We start from the raw sequence: 22,782 nt of genomic DNA, 5'->3' as shown, positions 1-22,782 counted from the left end.
AATGTGCCGAATCATTGAGGAGCCGTGTGAAGCGAAAGTTTCATGCACGGTTTTGAAGACCAACGGGGTTGGTGACAACCTCGTTGAGTTTACTATGAACTCAAACTTCTTTATTCCCCGATCGCTTCTCCCCATTCCTTAATTACAGAAAATAGTGATGAGTAATCATCATCAGCAAATGACATTTTCACGGCTGTTTGCAAGATTTGCCGCACACCTTTAATACTGCTGAGATCCAAACTCAGAGATTTCGCTTCAGAGATAAACAATTCTGTATCTTTAAGCAAGTGTTTTGTAGGGAAATTGGGATCAGCATAATTGCTATCCAACATCCGTTGTAGCTTTTTGTCAAAGGTAGGTGCGTAGAGTGAACTGTCGCGCAATATTTGCATAAACACATCCACATCGACACCCTGACGCTGGACAAAAGCCAGACTCAGAGCAAAGCTAGTTGTTAGGGAAGCTATTAGTTGGTTTAGTGCCAATTTGAGCGCTGCCGCAGTTCCCACAGGCCCTATAAGTAAAGGATCTGTTCCAAAATGTTGGAGTAACTTCAAATGGCGTTGATATTGTTCTGCCTCTGCCCCTACCATAACACTCAACTTGCCAGCTTTCGCTTCCGAGATACTCCCTAATACGGGTGCTTCTAAATACTCACCACCACCCGCAACAACTGCATCTCTAATTTCCTGGCTTTCGGTGGGAGTAATTGTTCCCATTTGGATGATCGTGCGCTTTTCCAGAGTTTGCCAAGCAGTATCTGAAAGCAGCACATTATAAATGGCCGGGGCATTAGTGAGCATGAGGATTACACACTCAGCAGCACGAATGGCGTGGCGGGGATGTGTGACAATTTCAGCCCCAGCGGCTTGTAGTGGTGCTAATTTTTCTGGGGTGCGATTGTAGGCAACTAGCTGTATATCTGCGGCTAATAACCTTTGAGCCATTGGTAGTCCCATCAGTCCAGTTCCCAGAAATGCCACCTTCATTTTTTACGTTCCTTTGGTACAGCGTAGGCGTAGCCCATCGTAGACATCGCGTTTCTATCGTTTGATTTTAATATCAGTTATCAGTGAACAGTTATCTCTGAACACTGATAACTCCATATTTGCTGATTAGCCACCAGCCGCAAAAGTCGCCATAATTATCACTGAAAGTAAAATACCAGGAGTAAGTAGTGTTACTAGCATTAGCAAGTCATGAGCATTCATAATTATTACTTTTGTCTTGTGTTTAACTTTACAGTAATCACTGTTATGCTAGTCTAAATAAGACTGATACTGCATTCTTAAATAGAGTTTTAACTTTTCTTTCTTTACTTTTACTCTGGCAGGGTCAATCCTTTTAGTAGTTGAGAAATTTCTGTCTTGTCCAGACCTTTGCTCTGAACTAGAACTCCAAAGCCGCCCAGTCCTGTGGGATCTATAAGCTTGTGTAGTGCGTCCCGCCGCTGTAGTAACTGTGAGAGGGGTTGCTGTTGATAAGAAAGGGCAGCAATGCGATCGCCTAATCCCAACGCCATCAAAAATAATCCCTGCTGGATAAAACCAACATTCTTTAAACCGCACTTATCGCCCCAGCGTTCCAAAGCTGTAAAGTCAACATGGGCAGTGATATCTTGTCTTCCAATATTGATATAGGGGTTGTCATGGAAACGGTGATGATAATAACACTGTAGCGTTCCTTGCGATCGCCTGGGATTATAATAACGATTGGCGGTGTAGCCATAATCAATTGTTAACACATAGCCACGTTGCAAGCGGTCTGCTACTATACTCAACCAGTCGAGAGCAGCTAAATTAATTTCACTGCGGTAATCATCTGGATATGCACTTTGGGTAAAGTCGATTTCCACTAAGTCTAAATATTGAGCTAGTTGGGGCGTTGAAGGTTCACCTGTTACTTCTACAAATGATGGGCATGGGGCATTGGTTTCTTTCTCATTTTTATCTGTTGTTACATAAATTTCTCGGAGTTTTCCCGTTTCCAGGATGAATTGATGCACGGGAAATGCGTCTACTAACTCGTTAGAGAAAAAGCAACCTGCGATCGCATTCGGTGGTATATCCTCTAGATTGCACCAACGTACAGGTAAATCTTGCAAACGTTGCTGTTGTTCTTGTCTTAAAGTTGGGGACTTTTCAACAATGATGTACTCCAGCGCCGTAAAAAAATCTGGGTAGCGTAGCTGATGATATTTGAGGATATGCAATGCTAGCAGTCCTTGACCTGCTCCCATTTCTACCAGAGAAAAGGGTACAGGTTTTCCTAAAATCTCCCACATTTGCAAAAATTGTTCTGCTAGTAACTCGCCAAAGTCAGCGCCAAGGTTGCCAGAGGTGAAAAAATCACCACCTTGAAAGCCAATTTTGACAGCATCGCTGGAATAGTAGCCATATTCAGGGTGGTACAATACCATATCCATGAATTCAGCAAAAGTAATTCGTTGTTGAGGATTAGTGGTAATGTGATTTGCGATCGCTGCACACAGTAAAGCATTGGAATCCATAAAATTTTTCATTGTCGTATTAGCCTGCTGGTCGCAGTCAGCGGATAAACCCTTCTTGCTCGAAATGCCGATCAGTAGACAATGCCTCTGTAATCCCGCGCTGACGCATTAGCACAAAACTCAATGCATCACATAAAGAGTAAAATACTGTCTCCAGGTTCAATGCCTAATCCGTCGTATTTTTCAGAAAGATTTTTATAATCTACACGATATAAAATCTACCTGTGGGAATAATTTTTACAATGTGAGGTAGTAGCGAGTTGAAACAAACGACGCTTAACTCATTAAAACGACTGTATGAAAAACTCGAAGTGATAACAAGAGAATTATACGACCTTGCCGAAATTGAGTTAGAGTTAGAAGATTTTGATGACGCTAGTTTACTCCAAACTAGAGCGGATATTACTGTATGAACAAATGGAAAATTTGGATGCTGTAATCTCAGAGCTAGAGGGTTAAAAGATGATGGAAGAACTCAAAGCCAAAATCAAGGAATTGGGTAAACGAGCAGCCGAGTTAAGCCGTCAATCCATAGAAGTATCAAAAGTAAACCGGAAACAAGGACTTGATTTAATGCGACAAGCCAGAGATGCTAGTAAGCAATGTCAAGCATTGATACAAGAATTGAAAAAACAACAAGCCGCTTAATTATTGGGTAACTTTTAGTAGTAGCCTGTTAATCGCAACAACGCGGTTGACAGGCGATGAAAGTTAATAGGTACGGTCGAGCCAAGATTCTTACGCAGTCAGAAATACAGCAAATTTTTGCTATTGGATTAACTAACGACCGAGATAGAGCGTTATTTGCTTTCTGCCTATTTAGTGCCTGTCGCATTCGGGAAGCCGTTACCTTACAAACCACGGATATTTACACCCCAAACGGCAAAGTGCGATCGCAATTAATCATCAGTAAGTTTTATCCTCGCGTCACCAAATCTGCATCAATGCTCTCATTGTTCAAATCAATGACGTATTCGAGATTAAGTGCCCCAAAATGGCGTTCAAATCTGGCTCGTGCTGTCTCCTTTTCAGCTTCCTGTTGAACCACCGTGTTAAAAAACAATTTGCTACCTAGCCACTCACTAAGGATACCAGCACCCCATTGGGATCGCGGACACGAGCAATAGTTTGTCCCCCAGGCTGGCTTTTAGGGGCATCTAGTGTTTTTGCACCAGCCCCGATCGCTCTCATGTAAGCGCTACCAACATCAGGTGTGATAAATGATATCTGGATTAATGTCGGTGGTTGTGTGGCGTCGTTGGCATGGAAGCCGCCAGGAAATAATTTCTGTGCCTCGCTACTAGAAGAGAAAGCTAGTGTGGTGTTTCCGGTTTCGATTTCAGCCCAGATAGATTGCCCCTTATCCTGGAGAGTGCGACGAACTAGACCAAAAGCTTTTTCGTAAAACTCAACTGTTTTAACTACATCCTCTACCCAGATGACCGTGTAACCAAATTTCATAGTTTTTTCTCCTTATTATAAAAATTAGTATTGGCAAGAGCTTAAGGCGAATAGAATTCGCGGCTATACAAGCGTTCGCGCAGCGTCTCGCAGAGAAGTCCGCCTCCGCAGACTAAGAAAAAATTCAGGTTTTCTAACCCACTGAGGTGGGTAAAGTCTCGTGTAGACGAGGTTTCTAACCGCCTTTTAACTCAATACGCTTGGGTTAAGGCTAAAAACTAAAACTGGCGTAGGTTGGGGAGCCAGTGTGTTGCGGGGGTTCCCCCCGTTGTAGCAACTGGCGTTTGAGGAACGAAACTCAACATTATCAAGGCTTGTTGGGTAACGCTTACGCTCAACCCAACCTACTATTCTTCTTAACCCAAGTGTATTGCCTTTTAACTACCACCCTTTAACTAAGGAATAATTCAGGATTTTCAACCCACGGAGGTGGGTTTTGCCTGTGTAGACGCGGTTTCTAACCCCCCTTTAACTACCGCCTTTTAACTACCGCCCTTTAATTAACCGCACTTTACCTAACCGCCTTTTTAACTTTCGAGTATGTAAGGGGCGGTTGCTAGAGTTTGTGCCCCTGTTTGCATCATTTCTATATCTGATGGCGACCAATAATGAGGCCCTTGGCAGTGATGTGCCGCTAGCAAGCCCCATAATCCTCTAGGAATCAAAATTGGTACAACCAGGTTGGCACGAACCTGCATATTGCGGAGAAAATCTCGGTGACAAGGTTCGATTGGCTCTAATTGAATATCAGCGATCGCCTTTACCCGTCCTGCTAAGTATAAAGCAGCATACTCGTTGTTAAAACAATCATCTGGGCCAGTTGAGCCAAGTATTGAGAATTCTTTAGAACTCAAAGATTCAAAAGTCACCTGTCCTTGCCACTGCCCGTAAAAATAATACAACACCACTCGATCAACCTGAAGCGATTCTCGGAGTTGATTGGTTGTTTGCCGCACTAACTCATCGCGCTGCATTGTTTTAACAAGGCGATCGAGCAATTGTTGCAAACCCTGTTCACGGCGATCGCGGCTCTGGTTAAAATCTGAGTGATAATTAATTTGCACAGTCATATAATTACAACTAAGTAAATACTGCTGAATTTATATAGTAATTTATTAGACCTTATATAAACACATTCTTGCATTTATACCAGCAATTCATTTTTTCTAACATAACATTAAAACCTCACCCCAATACTGCTTGCTTAAGAATATTCGTAGGTTGGGTTGAGGAACTAAACCCAACATTTTGCGTGGTTTGTTGGGTTTCCCAAAGCCTCAATCCAACCTACACATTTTTATTTTATAGGCAAAACCTACGCAATATTGAACCTCACCCCGTCCTAACAAACATCCCTCTCCTTAGTAAGGAGAGGGACAGGTTTTGCGTAGCATAACCAGGGTGAGGTTTTCTTCCGCTATTTGATAGATGCTAATATTTTTGAGTCTCCAAACATTGGCGCAAAGTTACGGTAAGCTGACAAAGCTGCTTCTTTAACAGTTGCATTAACAATCGGAAATGTCGTGAGGATGTAGCTAAATTCCTCTTCAGTTAAGCCGTAAAGGTGTGCTATCATCCCATCGAGTTCGGCGCGTAATTTGGCGCGTTCTGTTTCATCGGTAACGCCTTGTTCATGGGAAACTAGACGGACTTCTTGCGCGAGTTCGTCAAATTCTGGTGTCGTGCAGATGAGTTTGGCAGCGCGTTGTACAATATCGTTGAAGTAGCGATCGTTTTTTGTTAAGCGTGGGACTTGGGTACTGTATACAAAAAAATAGTTGATATTTGCTGTTACTTTTAATCTAATCAATGAATCATAGGTAAGGCTATTAAAAACAGCGCATAAATAAAAAATTGTATGGTAGGAAACAAATTGATTACCTCTATCATCAAGCATTTGTACTGTTTGTAAATTCTCTATACATAAAGATGGAGGAATAATCGTTGCAATCATTGTTCGCTCATCTGTATTCCGGGCAATTTTACGAAAGGCAAGGCGATAAGTTTGATAATCGAGTTTTTGTCCTTTATCTTGAGCTTTTCCTAAAATTATTTTTCTTGCATCTACTTCTTTGATCAAATATCTATATATTGTCGAGTATTTATGTGTAAATTGATGAATCATTCTTCCTTCAAAAAGAGGAAAAAAATCCTTTTCAGGATAATTTTGTAATAAATTAGATTTTGAGTCAGGAGCTAACTCACGAGAAAATCTTATATGTTCAAATACAGAACTCTTGTTATCTAGCTGAGGATGACTTGCCACTTTATTAGCAATGCTATATTCAATACTATTCTTCAACTCCATCACAGACAGCGAATCAGGTGATAGTTGACGCACCATATCAATATTAATCTGCAAGCTATCATCACTAGGAAACCTTTGAAGCTCCTGCACATTATGGCGCATAAATGCAGATGGAAATTCTATTGTTGTACTACCTTTAACAAAAGTAAGGACAACAAATTTAAAACGGCTATCAACTTCTTCAAAAATTGTCTTCCGGTTCTCAAAGCAGAATAAACCAGTAACTTTAGTTTGACTAAACAACATCTCCCGCAATTGCTTAGTCCCCAAGTCCGTATAAATCCCGCTAGGAATTACAATTCCGCACTCACCGCCTGAACGCAGAAGATTAAAACATTGTTCTGTAAACAGCTTATATAGATTAATATCCGTACCAGCTTTTTTACCGTTCACAACAGAAATTTGATTTTTATACTGTTCAGATGAACGATAATAAGCGCTGACATAAGGATATTGACTTTGATATTCTAACCAAGTACTTGCAATTATTGGATTTTGTAATAGTTTATTCTGTTCTTTCTCAAAATCCTTGATATCCATTTTGTTCTTCGTCACCAGTTCATTATGTTGTGCAAAGAACTCCTTAGCCTGTGGCTTAAATATTTCCCACGGTGGATTAGTGATAATCGCATCAAAACCGCCGCGTTCTAAAACCTTGTCAAAATGATAACCCCAGTGAAACGGCTTTAAAGCTGCAATATCCTCAACCTTCAAAACACGCTTCTGTGATTTTCCAGTTAACTGAACTTCCTCATACTTAATACCCAGCTTTTGACTAAATTCATTCAAGAGTAAAACATTTAACTTTTCTTGCGATTTTCTGTTAAGTTGATCAATTGGAGTCCGTAACATCTCCAAGCGAGGTTTTTGAAAGCTTCCATCTATCCCATCACTAAGTTGTTCTTTTCCAAGAATAAAAGAGTGTTGTTTATATAATTTCACATATTAATTTTTGTCTTCCAGAATTTTCTTATAATTATCTGCGGCTAAAGACTGTAATAGATTTCCTTGTAGAGAATTTCCCACAGCATCAAAGGCTGTTTCATCAACCCGAATTAAACCAATTAACGAATTACCCGCCATAATATTAAAATCAATATTAGGCAAAGGTTCTAACTCTTCCACATCGTGAGCAGAAGAAACCAAAGCTAAGAAAAGACGTAGTTTAGCAATTTCCGTTGCTTCCTCCATGATATCTATACCATAGAGGTTATCAGAAACAATCCGCTTTTTGATAAAATAAAGTACTGAAGGATGATAACTTTGGATATCTTCAAGCGTCTTTTTCAGAGAGCAATTACCCATCAATTCAATAGTCCCAATTACCGCACTATAAACTTGAATAAGCGTCTTCATCGCCGCCACCAGAAAAGCACCAGAACCGCAAGCTGGGTCAAGGATAGATAAATTAGGAAGAATATCTTCCATTAGGAGACGACAAACATTTGTATCCAACTTGATGATAAGTTCATTAATATCCTCAAATGTCTTATAGCGTTTACTAATCACATGAGGTACATCATAGCCCTCTCTCGAAGAGCGGGGAGGGGGTTGGGGGTGGGGTTCTTGTACCTCACAAAGGCCGATAAGCGCTATATACTGATCAGATAGCGCATCATTTACGCGGTCTACAATTAACTTGTGGATAGTTCTATCACAAAGATATTCTGTAATCTGCGGTCTAGTATAATACGCTCCAAAAGCCTTTTGATTAATGTATTTTTCAAAAATATAACCCAAGACATCAGGATTTATCTCATCATCTTTACCTTCCGGCGTATCATCTAGATTCCAAGAATAACGCCCAAATAAATCTAGAACTTGCTCAAACGCCTCATCAACTATAGAAATATCATATTTATCTTCAATCTGATGCTTGAGAAATAGTCCACCATTCAGGTATTTAACTTTTCCTACCAATTTTTGTACAGATGAATCGCGTTCAAACTCAGGTTTTGCAAAGCTTTCAAAAAACAAAGCCTTGAGAAATTCAGCATAAAAATAATTTTCAGCTTTTTGTTTGCTTTGTTCAAGCTTATTTTGAAGATAATTTAAATCCTCATTATCAATAAAACCCTTACGCTGGAGAAAATAAACAAACATCAGGCGATTGAGAATTACCGATGTGTACCAACGTCTATCTGTCTCATTATCAATTCCTTTCACAAACAGCAAAAACTTCTGGTGTTGTTCTTGAAATTCCTTGTAAAACTTCTTAGTTACTGGCTCAACATCAAACCCATGTTGTAGCTTATAAGCAATTTCAACAACAGTCGGTTCCCCATGTTCTAATTCAGTAATATCAATAACTAAAGAACCAAGTTTGCTTAAAAATAAGTCTCCTGGTTGACCTTTGACATATAAATGGTCACGAACGAAGCTTTTACTTCCTTCTCGTTTTACCCAATACCAAAGACTACGTGTGCGTTCTTGAGCAATAAAAATTATGAGATTTTCAGCTATCAGTTTAGTAATTTCTTGATGAATAGCAACTCTAACTTTAGCCTCTGGTATTTTTCCATCGGTTGCGGTGACTTCAAAAATTGCAACACCTGAAAGTTCAGCAATTCTCTGATATTTATAGGTGTTGTTCTCAATCTTTAAGGTTATAGCTTTTCGGCTTGAAGGTTTAGACCAACCTAATTCTTCTATAAACAAATCACTAAATTGGAAGTTATAAAGTAAATCGCGTGTCCGTTTAAAATTAAGTGACATAACTTACCATGCTTGGAGAATAAAACCCAAGCATGGTAATTTATGTCACTCAGAAAATAAATCTGTGACTCTAAAAATAAAGTCCGCCAGCGCAGACTTTAAGAAACCCTATTTATACGAGTTAAATTTCTAACCATGCTTTTGATCCTTTATAAATCTATTATCTTTAATTAAGGCTCAGAGATATTACTGAAAAGTTATGGGTTTGTCAAAGCGTCGGCTTTATTTATGTAACCGTGATTTTTAATTGTCAAGTATATTTGCTGATTACTTTATCAAAATGCCTAATTGCTTTATCAAAATACCTAATTACTTTCACAAAATACTGAAATGCTTTCACAAAATGACTTTTTACTTACTCAAAATGGCATTTGACTTACTCATTTTGGTGTATTCTGCAAGCAAAATGACGTTTTACTTACTCAAACCCCAGTTTGCTTACTAATTTGGGTGTATTCCGCAACTAAAATGACCTTTGACTTACTCAAACCCCAGTTTGCTTACTAATTTGGGTGTATTCCGCAAGCAAAATGACCTTTGACTTACTCCAAATGGCATTTGACTTTCTCATTCTTAGTAGATAAGTCGGCGAGAATAAATCAAACTCAAGATTTAAGCTAAAACCCCTTTAAAACCTCGTTTCTAGCCTCTGGCTGGAAATGCACCTCATTGGGCTGCTACCGCGAGTCAAGGAGGCGGAGCTTCAAAATAGACATTCCCAGTCAGAGACTGGGAACGAGGTGAACACGCGACAACACACCCTACTATTTGGATATTGATTTACTATTTAACCTTTAACCAACTAAATATATCTGCTGGCGTAATTTGCCAATCTGCTAATATATTAAGAACAGTCAATTTATCATTATTATATTTTACTTCTGGCAATTTATTAGGTTGAAATACCATCACAGATTTATCATTAGAGTCAATAAACCAACCTAATTTTGTACCATGATTAATACAAAAAATAATTTTATCAATCACACGGTTAGGAAATTGATCAGGTGATAGAATTTCAATTATCCAATCTGGATAAATTTCAAACTTATTGGCGATTTCCCCATATTCATCAACAAGAAGTCGTGACCACTCAAATACAGCAATATCTGGAACTAAAGAACGTCCTCCAAATGTGCAGCGTAATTCAGTTAATGCTAAAGCTTTTTGCTCAGGTTCACTAACCTGATTAATCTCGGTTGATAAACGAGTTTGGATTCTGCTATGTTTTCCTTGTGGCATTGGTTTTTGGTAGATTTTTTCATCAATATATTCACTAGGAGGTTTAGTTTCTGGTAATTGCAGAAACTCTGTTAAGGAAAGATTAGATGATAATATAACCATAAAAATTACTCCTAAAATATTTTTATTATATCTTGAAAAAAGTTAGTCATAATTAAACTTTAAGAAGAATCGATAAGTCAGAATCAAGACGTTCGCTAACAGGTAGTGGCAATTCATGAATTGCCCCTACAACGTGTAGCACCGTTAACAATTCAACGTGCGTTAGCCTACGGCATAACACACCCTACTTCTGGAAATGCTCCTCATTGGGCTGCTACCGCGAGTTAGGGAGGCGGAGCCTCAAAATAGGCATTCCCAGTCTCTGACTGGGAACGAGGTGTTGAACGAGGTGTTGAGGGTTTGAAACCCACGGAGGTTGGTTTTGTTTGTGTAGATACGGTTTCTAACCGCTGATTTAATGTTAAGTTGACTCCTCGAATAATCCTAAAGAACAAATAATTTCAGGTTCTCGTTTCTCCACTTCTTCTGTCACAATACACAAACGGTCATCCATCCGTAACGCCACCACTAACTCAGCCAACTGCTGATTATTAATACCGCTTCTTACTTGGCGGTTGAGAGTATCAATGGCTGACTGTCGCAAAGGATAACGGTAAATCTCATCAATTGCTTTTAAAATTTCTTCACTAACAAATACTGTTCCCTTCATATCTTCAACATAACCCTTAAGTCGTTCATAGGTGCGGAACCTTGCACCTGATGGTCGTCCCAATTGGCCACCTGCATTTTTCTCTTCTTCAGCAATTAATTCAGCACCCTTTTTAACTAACTCGTGATGCTGTTCGTCTCTAGGTATCGCTGGGGTAGATTCTTCGCACGCCGCCACCCGAAGAACCGCTAATTGTGATTGAGTAACGCTATTTCCATCGCGGTCAACATAAATCAAGGAATCATTTCCCTCGCTGGTTTTCATATAAAGCAATACCCCTTCTGGTTGCACAGGTTGAGGAGTATGGGCGCGGGTAGAATAAACCACATTTTGCATTTCCTCAATCGTTTTTTTCAAACCCGGATTACCATCAGTGGCTTTTTTCCAAATTTGAAACGCTTCTGAGGTTAAATCAACTTCTGTATCTTCTTCGCCATCTAAAACTCCAGATTTCTCGTTGTAAAGGTCGAGAATCACTTGTGCATCATCATCTTCAAAAAAAGCTTCATCAGTTCCCACCACTTCCGCATTTTCTTGCAATCGTTTGCGGAGTCGTCCCCGCAAATTGATAATGCGTTCTACTCCCTCGGCTGGTAAAAAAGAATAACAGATAATTTGGTCAGCATTTTGTCCAATGCGGTCTACCCGTCCGGCGCGTTGAATTAAGCGAATAATCGCCCAAGGTAAATCCCAATTAACGATAATTGCACAGTCTTGCAAATTATGACCTTCACTCAAAACATCGGTAGCTATTAAAATCCGCAACTCATCTGATGATGAAATTTGCTCACGTTTTCCATTACTCACAGGGCTAAATCTTCCCGTCATTACTGTCGGGTCTTTAGATTGACCTGTGACCCCTGCAACATTAATAATATTGCTCAACTGCAAATTGTCTGCAAGGTAACGGACTGTATCGGCAAACTGGGTGAAAATTAGTACTTTATCTTTGGGGTGAGTTTTTGTTAACAGTTCAATTAAGGCAGCAAGTTTTTCATCTTTTTGAGGATTCCACTCGCCACACTGTTGCAGCACATTAATCAGTGCTTTTGCATCCTCTAGTAAATCCCGTTTGATTTTTTTAATGTCAAAAAGTGTAGAACGCAGCCATTTAAATCTTCGTTGATATCGGGTTGTATATTCTTGGTAAATTGATTCTGCTCTTTGACGAAAAACTTTTTCGGTTTTAGATGCTTTCTCATCCTCCTTAGAAAAAAGAGTTACTTCTCCTTCGCTGTCTACTTGTAGCAAAACAGTAGAATCATCTTCTTCCGTTTCTGTATCAAACAAAGCTGCTGCCACAGAATCGGCATCTTCATCATTATTACTTGTATCTAATAACTCAGCATCTTGAGTTCCAATCGGAATATCAAGCCCTTGCTCTAAAGCATATAAATAAATGAAATTCCGTAAAATGTGGCGTTCAATTGATTGAATAAAAACAACGCCACTACTTTCTAAACGTTTAAACAAATTAGTCCGAGAAAAACCCATTAACCTCCTACCACCACGAAATAAACTATTAATAAAACGTTGCTCGGTGTCTGTAGGCGGCTGTTTGGATTGAGCAATAATGTAATTTCCTAGCCCATAGCGAGGTAAATTCAGTTGATTAATTACTTCTACGACTAACTCAGAGTAAAGACGAGCATAAAAGTCTGTGTTAGAAGCTTGTAAAGGAAACTTGAGACTCCGAGGTATGCGCTGGGGAAAATAAGAATGTCTGCCATCAGAAAATTCTAAATATTTCCGCCCTGTTTCATCTGTGTAAGCATAATTATCTTTAATAAAAGAGCGAGTGCGTCGCACCATGTAGCGCTTCATCAATTCTCGCCAGTCATCAGGGTGTTCGCTTTTCTCAAAGGCAGCTAAAGAACGTACTGAACATTGATGCTTTCTAATAAACTCTAATTCTCCTACAGAACTGCCACCCAGTTCATTAATTAAAGCTTCTGGTCTTAACCCTAAATCTTCGTCTTCTGACACAAATAGCCGGAGTTGGGCAGAAAGGTCAAGATAACTTTTATTGTAAGGAGTCGCAGATAATAAGATACATTTACTTTCGTTAGCAGCAATATATTCTGTAATGGCTCGATAACGTTTACCTTCGCGGTTACGTAAGTTGTGACTTTCATCAATTAACACAACTCGGTAACGGCGGAGTTTTGGTAGCTTATTTTGTACTTGACTAATTGACATAACTTCGGCAAGTAGCCGATAATTATTTACATATTCTTGCCACATTGGTACTAAATTTTTCGGGCAAAGAATCAATGTTTCTAAATAACAATCTTCTTGTAATATCTTAGCTAGGGCGGTTCCAACTAAAGTTTTACCCAAACCAACCACATCCCCCACTAACACACCACCACGCCTAGTTACATGACGTGCTGCTAGCTGCACGGCGGCTTTTTGGAACTCAAATAAGTTATTAAATTCGCGAGGGATGCGAAATTCTGAAAGTCCGGCGATCGCTTCATGGGATAAGTGGTAAGCTATCTTGAGGTAGATGTAGTAAGGTAAAACTAACTCCTCCCTAGCCCAACTCTGATCAATAATTTCGGCTAGTTCTTGAGAAATATCTACACAACCGTAATCTTGCCAGCGATCGCTAAACCATTTTTGCAGTTTATGGCAAGCATCGTGATCTAAAATATCGACATTTAACTCCCCTTGTTTCGCCAGTCCGGGAAGAGTTAAATTACTACTACCCAAGAATCCCACAGTTGGAGTATTCGGGTCATGACGATGCACAAGATATAACTTGGCGTGGAGAGAATGGCGCAAAAACAGTTTAATAATTAGTTTCTGAGTTTTTAGCTGATGACTTAACCGCCGCAACCCCGCTTCATCCTGATTAGTCGGCGCACCAATAGTTAACTGCTTACGAAATTCCGCCGCCATGCGTTTTTTCAACCGCACGATGGCACTATTGTCAATCCGTCCATCACCACTACTAAGGGTAAATGCCGCATGAACTTCATCACTCGGTAAACTTTGCATCCCTATTAGCAAACGGCAACAAGCCTTTTCACTACCAACATACTGTTCAATTAAATCATCAATTCTTCGCCAACCTCTGAGGTTGAAGTAACCAACGCAAAAATCTGCTCGATAAGAGACTTTGAGAGTTTCTCGTAAAATCGGTAGCAGTTGTAAATCAATGTTGTCAAATATCCGGGGCATTATTTAAAACTCTATAAATATTTCGTACATCTGTTATATGAGTAAAAAATTTTTCCAGCCAGATTAGTGAAGGGTGCAAGACAAGAGACGCGATAAATCGCCGTCTGTAGAATAATCAGTCTTTCGTAGCGATTTATCGCGTCTTCAAAAATTATAAAAAAAAGAGCAGTTGCATAATACAACTGCTCTAAAAAGTACTTAGATAGATATTTTCTACCTATCTACAGATCCCATAATTACGTCAACACTGCCGAGAATCACCACAATATCTGCAACCTTCATTCCGCGCAGTAAATGTGGAACAATCTGGAGGTTGTTGAAGTCCGCTGGACGAATCTTCCACCGTAAAGGAAAGACGTTATCATCGCCAACCAAATAAATTCCCAATTCACCTTTGCCACTTTCTACACGAGAGTAGATTTCACCCTTGGGAATCTTAAAGGTAGGGGAAACTTTTTTGCCAATGAATTGATAATCAAATGCATCCCACTCGGATTTTTTACCTGCGGCTAAACGCTTGGCTTCCAGATTTTCGTAAGGGCCGCCAGGAAGTCCTTTAATTGCTTGGCGAAGAATCTTCACAGATTCGCGCATTTCCCGCATCCGCACCACGTAACGGGCAAAGCAATCACCGGCGGTTTCCCACTGCACGTCCCAGTCGAAATCGTCGTAGCATTCGTAATGGTCAACTTTCCGCAAATCCCATTGCACGCCAGAGGCGCGTAACATTGGGCCAGAAAGTCCCCAGTTAATTGCTTCTTCACGGGTTACAGTACCAATACCCTCAACACGTCGCCGGAAGATGGGGTTATCGGTTACTAAGCGTTCGTACTCATCAACTTTGGGTATTAAGTAGTCGCAGAATTCTAGACATTTATCTACCCAACCATAGGGCAAATCGGCTGCTACTCCACCAACGCGGAAGTAGTTGTTATTTACCATCCGATAGCCTGTGGCGGCTTCCCACAAATCATAAATCATCTCCCGTTCCCGGAACTGGTAGAAGAAGGGAGTTTGAGCGCCCACGTCAGCTAAGAAGGGGCCAAACCACAGCAAGTGGTTAGCGATGCGGTTCAACTCCAGCATGATGACGCGGATGTAGCTAGCACGTTTGGGGACAGCGACACCTGCAAGCTTTTCTGGGGCGTTGACAGTGACAGCTTCGTTGAACATTCCCGCAGCGTAGTCCCAGCGACTAACGTAAGGGACGTACATTACATTAGTGCGGTTCTCAGCAATTTTTTCCATTCCCCGGTGCAGGTAGCCGATGACCGGTTCACAGTCAACGACATCCTCGCCATCCAGAGTCATGATTAGCCGCAGAACCCCGTGCATTGAGGGGTGGTGTGGCCCCATGTTTAGCACCATCGGTTCAGTGCGGGTTTCTAGTCTGGTCATAGATTTCGTGTTCTCCTGTTTTGTTCGTGTAGCGTGCCGAAAGCAAATTTTGAATTGAACCGCTTAGATGCCAACCAGAATGTTTCAGTTTGTTGCACTTCTTCAACTATTATATGGAAGCTCGATATCCACTTAATTGAGGCATCGGATTTTTTTCACCTCATTGTGCTCAAACAAAGGGACAATGCCCAATGCATAATGCCCAATAATTTCTGAGTTTTTACGTAAGTCATAGAGATATTGTGTCAGCTATATTACAGTTTTATGACCCTGATACATATCTATGACTTTCAATCAAGAGCGTTTTGATAAGCTAATTCAGAAGTTAGAAGTTTTTGCTAATAAACAACCGCATCTTTATAAATTGCATGTTGCTTTTTTGGCTACTTTGGGCTATGCATATATATTTTTGTTTCTAGCTGTAACGTTGACTTTGTTAGTAGGTATTATCTTTGGGATAGTTAATGCTCAGTCAATTTCTAACTTATCTTTGACAGGTCTTTTGTTTTTGCTGACGTTAGCATTCGTATTACTGCGATCGCTATGGGTTTCTTTTCCTCCACCTACAGGTTTACCACTACAACCCAAGGATGTACCCAATCTCTATTCTTTAATTAACGAAATCTCATCGAAGTTACAAGCCCCACAGTTTCACCACATCTTGCTGACCAACGATTTTAATGCATGGGTTGTCCAAAGACCACGCTTAGGTTTGCTGGGATGGCAGCAAAATTACTTAATTGTCGGTCTACCGCTCATGCTAGCACTGCCACCCGAACAATTTCGTGCCGTCTTAGCCCATGAACTGGGACATTTATCAGGAAATCACAGCAGTTTTAGTGGTTGGATTTATCGCCAACGCGAAACTTGGTATCGCATTGTTACAGGACTCCGACAAAGTGGACATGAAATATTATCGTTAGTTTTTCAACTGTTTTTGATATGGTACATCCCATTTTTTAATGCCTATTCTTTTGTATTAGCACGCATGAATGAATATGAAGCAGATAGATGTGCTGTTGATTTAACGGGAGAACATAATACTGCTAAAGCTTTGATAAATACAAAGGTGAAAGCAAGATTTTTAGAAAGATATTTTTGGTCTAGTATCTATAAACAGGTAGAGACAGAAATTGAACCACCAAAAATGACTTATATGGCTATGCAACAGGCTTTAAGCCAGAGACTTAATCAGGAAATTACAAGAACTTATTTAATTGAAGCATTAACAGAAAAAACCAATAATACTGATACTCACCCTTGCTTGACAGATAGATTAAAAGCCTTGGGATATATCCCCGATGTTCCGAAAGAATTAGCTATATTTGCACCAATTGAAATTAGCGCTGCCCAAGAATTTTTAGGAGATAAATTAGAAAAATTTATTGATTATTTTAGTCAAGATTGGCGAGAAAAAATAGCAACATCTTGGAGACAAAAATATGGTGAATTTCAAAAACAAATAGCTAAATTAAAAGATTTAAATCACAAATCGCAAAAACAACACCTAACTCTAGAAGAAGCTAGTCAGCAAGCATTTTTGACGTTGGAACTTGAGGGCGAAGAAGCTGTTATACCTCTATTAAAAGAAATTATTCATCGTGATGCTTACCATGCATCAGCTAATTATTTACTAGGTCAAATATTATTAAAAAAACAAGACGCGATTGGAATAGAATACATTGAGAAGGCAATAGAGCAAGACTCAAGTATAGTCATAGGAGGTTGTCAGATAATTTGCTATTTTCTTAAAAACCAAGGTAGAAACAATGAGGCTAAGTCTTATCAAGAACGTGCCGAAAATTATCATAAATTAATTTTGAAAGGACAGAAAAAGCGCTCTAAATTGAAAAGGGATGATAAATTTTACCCTCATAATATTTCGGATATAGAGGTAAATAAGCTTCGTCAGCAGTTATCTCATTATCCGCAGATAATAACTGCTTATTTAGTTCAAAAAAATCTGCAATATTTTACTGAAAAACCACTTTATGTTCTAGCTGTGAAGCGTGGATTTAGTTTTTGGGAAGGTAGTCGTATTTATGAAACTGATAACTCTAAAATTGTTCAGAGCTTATTAAAGGAAAATGAATTTACCGATAATGTATTCATTTTTATTTTAAATAGCAATTTAAGTATGGAGAAAAAATTAAAACGGATATCAAATTCGATGATTTACCAGAAAAAAGGTAAAAAATAGCACCACAGATGCTTAAAGCTCAACATCCAAGGCTGACGCTGGGTGTGGAATTTATGATATTTTCCTTTTGTGTCTTTGTAGTTTAAAAACTATTTTTTAGCTATAAACCCGCAAAGACACAAAGAAAAGAATACATAATTAAAGTTTATCTCTGGTTTTTTGCCTAAGTCTCATGAATCGTCAGCTAGCTATTGAAGAACCGATATTTTCCCATCTACCAGTTTTACCGCAGGAAGTTATTGCAGGTCTAGCGGTATCTCCAGGAGGTCATTATCTTGATACGACGGTAGGCGGTGGAGGTCACAGCCGTTTGATTTTAGCAGCTGCGCCAGATGTGCGAGTAACCGCGATTGACCAAGATGAGGATGCTTTAGCAGCAGCGAGGAAAGAATTAGCAGAGTTTGGCGATCGCGTACAATTCATTTACAGCAATTTTGCTGACTACGAATTTCCCCCTAATACTTTCGATGGTATTCTCGCCGATTTGGGAGTGAGTTCTTACCATTTAGATCAAGCCGAAAGGGGTTTCAGCTTTCGTCAAGCTGCAAATTTGGATATGCGAATGGATCGAGGGCGATCGCTAACTGCTGCTGATGTGATTAATAATTGGGATGAAGCGGATTTAGCAGATATTTTCTTTAAGTACGGTGAGGAGAGATTATCGCGGCGCATTGCTCGTCGCATTGTTGAACGGCGGCCATTGCACACGACTGTTGAATTGGCTGAAGCGATCGCTTCTTCAGTTCCCCCTAAATACCGTTATGGGAGAATTCACCCCGCTACCCGTGTTTTTCAAGCTCTGCGAATTGTCGTCAACGACGAGTTAAAATCTTTAGAAACCTTTTTGGATAAAGCACCAAATGCTCTTGTCCCTGGTGGCAGAATTGTGATTATCAGTTTTCACAGTTTGGAAGACCGCCCGGTGAAGCATGGTTTAAGAAATTCACCTTTATTAAAGGTCTTGACAAAAAAGCCGATTATTGCACAAGAAGAGGAAATTCAGAGGAATATGCGATCGCGATCGGCCAAACTGAGGATAGCCCAAAAGCTGCTGTAACTGCAATGCAGCGTTAAACTGCTCCATCTTAGGAAAGAGGGTTTTGGGATGGCCTTTTGCTCTAGAGGCATTAGCTAACAATATTCCCGTTGTTGGTATGGATATCTGTGCCAGTGGTAATAGCACCTTCAAAACGGTGATTGAACTTTTGGGCGAGCAAGGAGCATATTACGATATTCCAGTGGCAGTAGTAACCTACTGGAACCGCCAGATTTGCGATGGTTCGACAAGTCAGAACAGGAACGGCGCATGTAATCTTGGAAGGATTTTATTCGTAAAGCATTAACAGCGATCACTCTCTCAATATGGTAAATTTTATCATAAGTGAACAAACATTCTAGAATTCAAAGCCATCTTGTCTTCTGGATATGTTGTTTCACGATATGTAGTTATTTTGAATACAACATAAGAGCAAGCCAAATGGATCTACTAAGTGAATGGTCTATTAAAATTGCAGAAGTGAGTGTCCCAGAAGAAGTTGACCTTGCCCCTTTTTTCACGGAAGCTTTCATCGAAGGTGGTGAAGAACGTGAACAGTTATTTCAGCAAAATCAAAGCAACACCGAAGGTGCAGCAGGTCTTGTTGAAGGCTTCGCTATTTTTCCTTGGATTTTGCGCGGAATCACCGCAGGCGCACAGTTGTTATTCCAAGTGCTTTCATCTGAGAATGTGAGTAGGTTTATTACAGCCATCAACGATAGCCTGGAAATTAAAGAGAAACTTACCCCGAAGCAAAATCCTAGAGAATTACCAGGTAATCCTTCTTTGAGACAAAATCTTCAAGTATTACCAGATGATCCTTATAAACCTCTCAAACAGGTTATGGATATTATGTCATTTGAGCTTCAAGAATCTGGGCTATCAGTTGATGAAGCAGATTTAGTCACATTTCGTGTAGTACGCGCACTTCTTGAAGAACCTTCTAGCGCGTCTTTGTTCATAAAAAAAACTTTAATAGTCTAAGTAACTATAAATAGTATGTTATGACTTCCTTGAAAAAACAGATTTTTGCTTCAGTTGTTCCACCTTGGTTGTGGTTTTGGTTAATCATATACCTGATTTCATTACCGACCAATTTCAGCAACTGGATACGAAGATTTATGGACATATTCACGTATCAAAATCCTTCCTCAGATATAACTGGCAGTCCATTTTATGCTTTATTAGGAATAACAGATTTCTTCGAGTTTATATTCCCCATCACTTTATTAATAGGAACTGTATCATTGCTGTTTCCTAACCAAACGGCAAAAAAGTATGAAAAACAACAGAACCTAAAAGTTCGCGCCATTCAACCAGAAATTATTAAGTTTTTGCATAAATATGCTCCTAGAATTCACGTAAGATTTAGCTTAAAGAGCAATAAAAATTTAGCTAACGTATACACACTGGACTACGGCAAAGTTGCAATTGCCATATTTGTTGAAATGGTCAAACTTTGGCAGAAAGATCAACCTACGGCTAAAGCTACCTTGCTGCATGAACTAGGCCATTATCTTAGTGGTGACGCATTTATAATTGGTGCAGGAAGTGAATTCAGGAAAATAGTTTCTAATTGGTTCTATTTGTATCTTTTAATAGTTTTTATACCGATAGTAATAGTTTACCTAAGCCAAACGGTCACTTTCTTTCAAGAAATCACACAAGCGGGGATTGGAATACTACCAGGTGTTACTCATAAAATCTCTCAAATTTTTATTAGGGGCATCCCTTTCTTTGTTGTGCTTCTTGGACAAATGTTAATGCAGCTACTCTTAACTATCAATGTATTCATCATACCTTTAATTGGAATTTGGTGTGCCGAGTTTAATGCAGATCAAGCCGTTGCTCGGAATGCTTCACCCGCTGAAGCTCTAAAATTAATTCATCTATTGTCTGAAAAAATCAGTTGGACTAAATGGCTTTTATCTCGCCTAACTCATCCTCCGAAAAGGCTTCGTTTGTGGTTAGTTACCCAATCGCATAACTGGTGGAGTCTATTTTTGCTGTTATTGCTATTTCCAGGAGCTTACATAGTCCGCCTATTTATGATGATTGTATATGGAATTATTGCAAGCTTTATGAGAGGTAACTTTGAGGCTTTGCATGAAGCAATTATTAACTATTTAAAGAATGTTACACTAGTTTGGATTTTTACAGCTATTTTATTAGCAATCTGGCCTGCCGTTTCTCAATATTGGCAATATTATTTATCAGGGATAAAATCTAGTCCTAATCAGGATATTTCCTGGATATATTACTTAAGTGCTGCAACAGTTGCTACGGGCGTGTTAATTATGCGAAGCCTAATTGGTAATGGATGAAGCTTTATTATCCATAGCATCAGGGTTGGTAGTGGCAATCTTTACACTATTATTTGCCAACACCTTCCGAAAACTCTACCAGCGCCAAATTGCCTGGATTCAAGAATATGGTGGACAGTTAGAATAACTCTACCGCCGTCGCTACGAAAGAGGAGATAAATCCTATACGCTCCCAGACGAGGTAGAATTGGGTAATTGTAAATTAGTAATCGGTAATTGGGATTAGTTCACTATTTATTTGTTACCGATTTTGCTCTATAATTTTCGACTCTAATAGTATTCTAAAATGACGAATAGCTTTTTTCGTTAAAGTTCTTGAGGGAATACTCTATGACTATTTGGGTAAATGAGCAAATTGATCCGTCTGGAATGATTCATGCCTGTATTGCTACTTGTAATGAATCTCAAGCCAAAGATTGTCATGATTCCTTTGAGAATAATTTGACTGAGACGCAAAAGGCAGCAGGTTGGGTAGCGCAATTGCGGACAGTCGATTCTTGGGATGAAGTCCCGGTGAATTCTTTAAAACTCAATTAATTGGGTGCTATGGAAAGTATGCTGCATAGCTTAACCATCTCCTAGCAGACACGATTACCTTTGTTTTTTCTGCTTGCCTTTGGCGAAACTCCGACGCGCTTTGCCTCACCAGATGCCTGTTTAATCAAGTTTTGCTGACAGTTAGACCATTTTGGTTTTGACTGCAAATTGTCTGAGATGGAGGTCATTTTTTGGGATTTTGATCGAACATATTTCAGGTGCGTAGGCGTAGCCCAACCTAGACATCGCTTGTCTACCACACGCTGCACTTATGCCAATGCCTACAGCGATGCCTACGGCGGTAAACTACGCACCAAATTCTATGAGAACAGGTTAATAAAGGATAAAATTAGGATTAAAATTATCAAATTATTAACAACTGCTTCCAAAAAAAGTAATATATTAGAGAAAATTGATGATTTTTCTGAACTTTTAAGAGTTATCATCTATACCGTAGATTAAATTAAAAAACTTGCATAAACCGAATCAATTTAGTGAACTATCCCAGAGTTTACACTTCGGAGCAAGCCTGTCCCATTAATTTAGTTGACGAAACGGGACAAGCGGTTCAAATTTCAATTCATGCTCCCAGTCAATATATCTGTGCCAACTGCGAACGGATATTACCAGATTGGAAACGACAGCCATTTTTAAGAGTAGTGATTGTCTTACAGCAATCGCGTTACCAACTAGTCGAAAAGACAGCAGAAGTAGAGACAGAGAAAGAACGCTTGCGAGAAAAGTTTATGAGATTTGGCTGCGATTTGGCATTTAATCTGCGCGATCGCGGCTATTTAACAGACCTAATCGACCCTCGTACAGGCTATCCTTTATTGTCCCATCCCGGAGCAATTCCCCACGATGACACAGCAGTTGTCAAAGCTTTGCTCAACTATCCAGTGATTAAAAATCAATGCCGTGTGTTAATTCATCCCGATTGGGGTGCAGCAGTTTATCCTAGCATTTTGATATCAGAAGCTCCCCCAATTGTGATCGAATGGGCTACAAAAGGTATAGCAGCTATGCATGGGTGGAAAGAAATTGATTATTAATTGGGTATTGGGCATTGGGCATAGGCTGTATGCGGCGATTCAGTCCATGTGGCTGGAATTATTGGTATATAAAAGCTTAGTAGAAAGTAAAGCCGATATTTT

At 39.6% G+C, this 22,782-nt stretch carries 17 protein-coding genes and 2 pseudogenes; 11 read left to right on the top strand and 8 right to left on the bottom strand.

Translation table 11 applies throughout. The features are described 5' to 3' along the window. Positions 1 to 110: 110 nt before the first annotated feature. The gene (locus V7K30_RS33310; RefSeq protein WP_335006753.1) at positions 111 to 989 is read right to left on the bottom strand and encodes an NAD(P)-dependent oxidoreductase; all 879 of its coding nucleotides are present in this window, start codon (positions 987 to 989) and stop codon (positions 111 to 113) included. 332 nt (positions 990 to 1,321) lie between these two features. After that, positions 1,322 to 2,509 carry a class I SAM-dependent methyltransferase gene (locus tag V7K30_RS33305; protein WP_335006751.1) on the bottom strand — a complete coding sequence of 396 codons (1,188 nt, stop codon included), beginning with the start codon at positions 2,507 to 2,509 and terminating at the stop codon, positions 1,322 to 1,324. A gap of 462 nt (positions 2,510 to 2,971) precedes the next feature. Here V7K30_RS33305 and V7K30_RS33300 point away from each other — a divergent pair, with 462 nt between their 5' ends. Both V7K30_RS33300 and V7K30_RS33295 read left to right on the top strand, forming a co-directional pair. Next, on the top strand, positions 2,972 to 3,157 hold the full coding sequence (locus tag V7K30_RS33300) for a hypothetical protein (RefSeq protein WP_335006749.1): 186 nt from the start codon (positions 2,972 to 2,974) through the stop codon (positions 3,155 to 3,157). A 56-nt stretch (positions 3,158 to 3,213) separates the two neighbouring features. After that, the gene (locus V7K30_RS33295) at positions 3,214 to 3,552 is read left to right on the top strand and encodes a hypothetical protein (RefSeq protein ID WP_335006747.1); all 339 of its coding nucleotides are present in this window, start codon (positions 3,214 to 3,216) and stop codon (positions 3,550 to 3,552) included. 28 nt (positions 3,553 to 3,580) lie between these two features. Here the strand turns inward: V7K30_RS33295 and V7K30_RS33290 are convergent, their stop codons facing one another. The 6 genes and pseudogenes from V7K30_RS33290 to V7K30_RS33260 all read right to left on the bottom strand — a co-directional run bounded on the left by V7K30_RS33290 (position 3,581) and on the right by V7K30_RS33260 (position 15,531). After that, positions 3,581 to 3,970: a VOC family protein gene (locus V7K30_RS33290; RefSeq protein ID WP_335006745.1), complete on the bottom strand. Its 390-nt coding sequence runs from the start codon at positions 3,968 to 3,970 to the stop codon at positions 3,581 to 3,583. A 527-nt stretch (positions 3,971 to 4,497) separates the two neighbouring features. After that, on the bottom strand, positions 4,498 to 5,040 hold the full coding sequence (locus tag V7K30_RS33285) for a GAF domain-containing protein (RefSeq protein ID WP_442941131.1): 543 nt from the start codon (positions 5,038 to 5,040) through the stop codon (positions 4,498 to 4,500). A gap of 395 nt (positions 5,041 to 5,435) precedes the next feature. Beyond that, positions 5,436 to 8,993: pseudogene (locus V7K30_RS34500) on the bottom strand (Eco57I restriction-modification methylase domain-containing protein); the annotation flags it as partial. A 783-nt stretch (positions 8,994 to 9,776) separates the two neighbouring features. Next, positions 9,777 to 10,337: a Uma2 family endonuclease gene (locus V7K30_RS33270; RefSeq protein ID WP_335006739.1), complete on the bottom strand. Its 561-nt coding sequence runs from the start codon at positions 10,335 to 10,337 to the stop codon at positions 9,777 to 9,779. A gap of 361 nt (positions 10,338 to 10,698) precedes the next feature. Beyond that, a complete protein-coding gene (locus V7K30_RS33265; RefSeq protein ID WP_335006737.1) occupies positions 10,699 to 14,133 on the bottom strand; it encodes a helicase-related protein in 3,435 nt (1,144 codons plus the stop codon). Between the two features lie 213 nt (positions 14,134 to 14,346). Next, positions 14,347 to 15,531, bottom strand: coding sequence for an NAD(P)H-quinone oxidoreductase subunit H (locus V7K30_RS33260; RefSeq protein WP_335006735.1), 1,185 nt, complete (start codon positions 15,529 to 15,531; stop codon positions 14,347 to 14,349). A gap of 283 nt (positions 15,532 to 15,814) precedes the next feature. Here V7K30_RS33260 and V7K30_RS33255 point away from each other — a divergent pair, with 283 nt between their 5' ends. From V7K30_RS33255 to V7K30_RS33215, 9 genes and pseudogenes are all read left to right on the top strand, one after another. Beyond that, positions 15,815 to 17,731, top strand: coding sequence for a M48 family metallopeptidase (locus V7K30_RS33255; RefSeq protein ID WP_335006733.1), 1,917 nt, complete (start codon positions 15,815 to 15,817; stop codon positions 17,729 to 17,731). Positions 17,732 to 17,903: 172 nt separating this feature from the next. Continuing rightward, entirely contained in the window at positions 17,904 to 18,788 is an 885-nt protein-coding gene (rsmH, locus tag V7K30_RS33250) for a 16S rRNA (cytosine(1402)-N(4))-methyltransferase RsmH (RefSeq protein ID WP_335006731.1), read from the top strand. A gap of 43 nt (positions 18,789 to 18,831) precedes the next feature. Continuing rightward, a complete protein-coding gene (locus tag V7K30_RS33245) occupies positions 18,832 to 19,074 on the top strand; it encodes a hypothetical protein (protein WP_335006729.1) in 243 nt (80 codons plus the stop codon). A 134-nt stretch (positions 19,075 to 19,208) separates the two neighbouring features. Next, positions 19,209 to 19,751 (top strand): hypothetical protein, encoded by a 543-nt coding sequence (locus V7K30_RS33240; protein ID WP_335006727.1) that lies wholly within the window; start codon positions 19,209 to 19,211, stop codon positions 19,749 to 19,751. Between the two features lie 20 nt (positions 19,752 to 19,771). Then, positions 19,772 to 21,091: a hypothetical protein gene (locus V7K30_RS33235; RefSeq protein WP_335006725.1), complete on the top strand. Its 1,320-nt coding sequence runs from the start codon at positions 19,772 to 19,774 to the stop codon at positions 21,089 to 21,091. After that, a pseudogene (locus V7K30_RS33230) lies at positions 21,084 to 21,218 on the top strand (MotA/TolQ/ExbB proton channel family protein); the annotation flags it as partial. The gene V7K30_RS33235 and the pseudogene V7K30_RS33230, both read left to right, overlap by 8 nt. Before the next feature lie 203 nt (positions 21,219 to 21,421). Then, entirely contained in the window at positions 21,422 to 21,628 is a 207-nt protein-coding gene (locus V7K30_RS33225; RefSeq protein WP_229498956.1) for a glycogen debranching protein, read from the top strand. A 249-nt stretch (positions 21,629 to 21,877) separates the two neighbouring features. Further along, on the top strand, positions 21,878 to 22,090 hold the full coding sequence (locus V7K30_RS33220; protein WP_335006721.1) for a hypothetical protein: 213 nt from the start codon (positions 21,878 to 21,880) through the stop codon (positions 22,088 to 22,090). A 32-nt stretch (positions 22,091 to 22,122) separates the two neighbouring features. Further along, entirely contained in the window at positions 22,123 to 22,680 is a 558-nt protein-coding gene (locus tag V7K30_RS33215) for a methylmalonic aciduria and homocystinuria type D protein (RefSeq protein ID WP_335006719.1), read from the top strand. Positions 22,681 to 22,782: the final 102 nt, after the last annotated feature.

It is taken from the genome of Nostoc sp. (assembly GCF_036917655.1).
GTDB lineage: Bacteria > Cyanobacteriota > Cyanobacteriia > Cyanobacteriales > Nostocaceae > Nostoc.
Note: the sequence above shows the minus strand (reverse complement) of the source record. Positions and strands in the feature narration are given on the sequence as shown.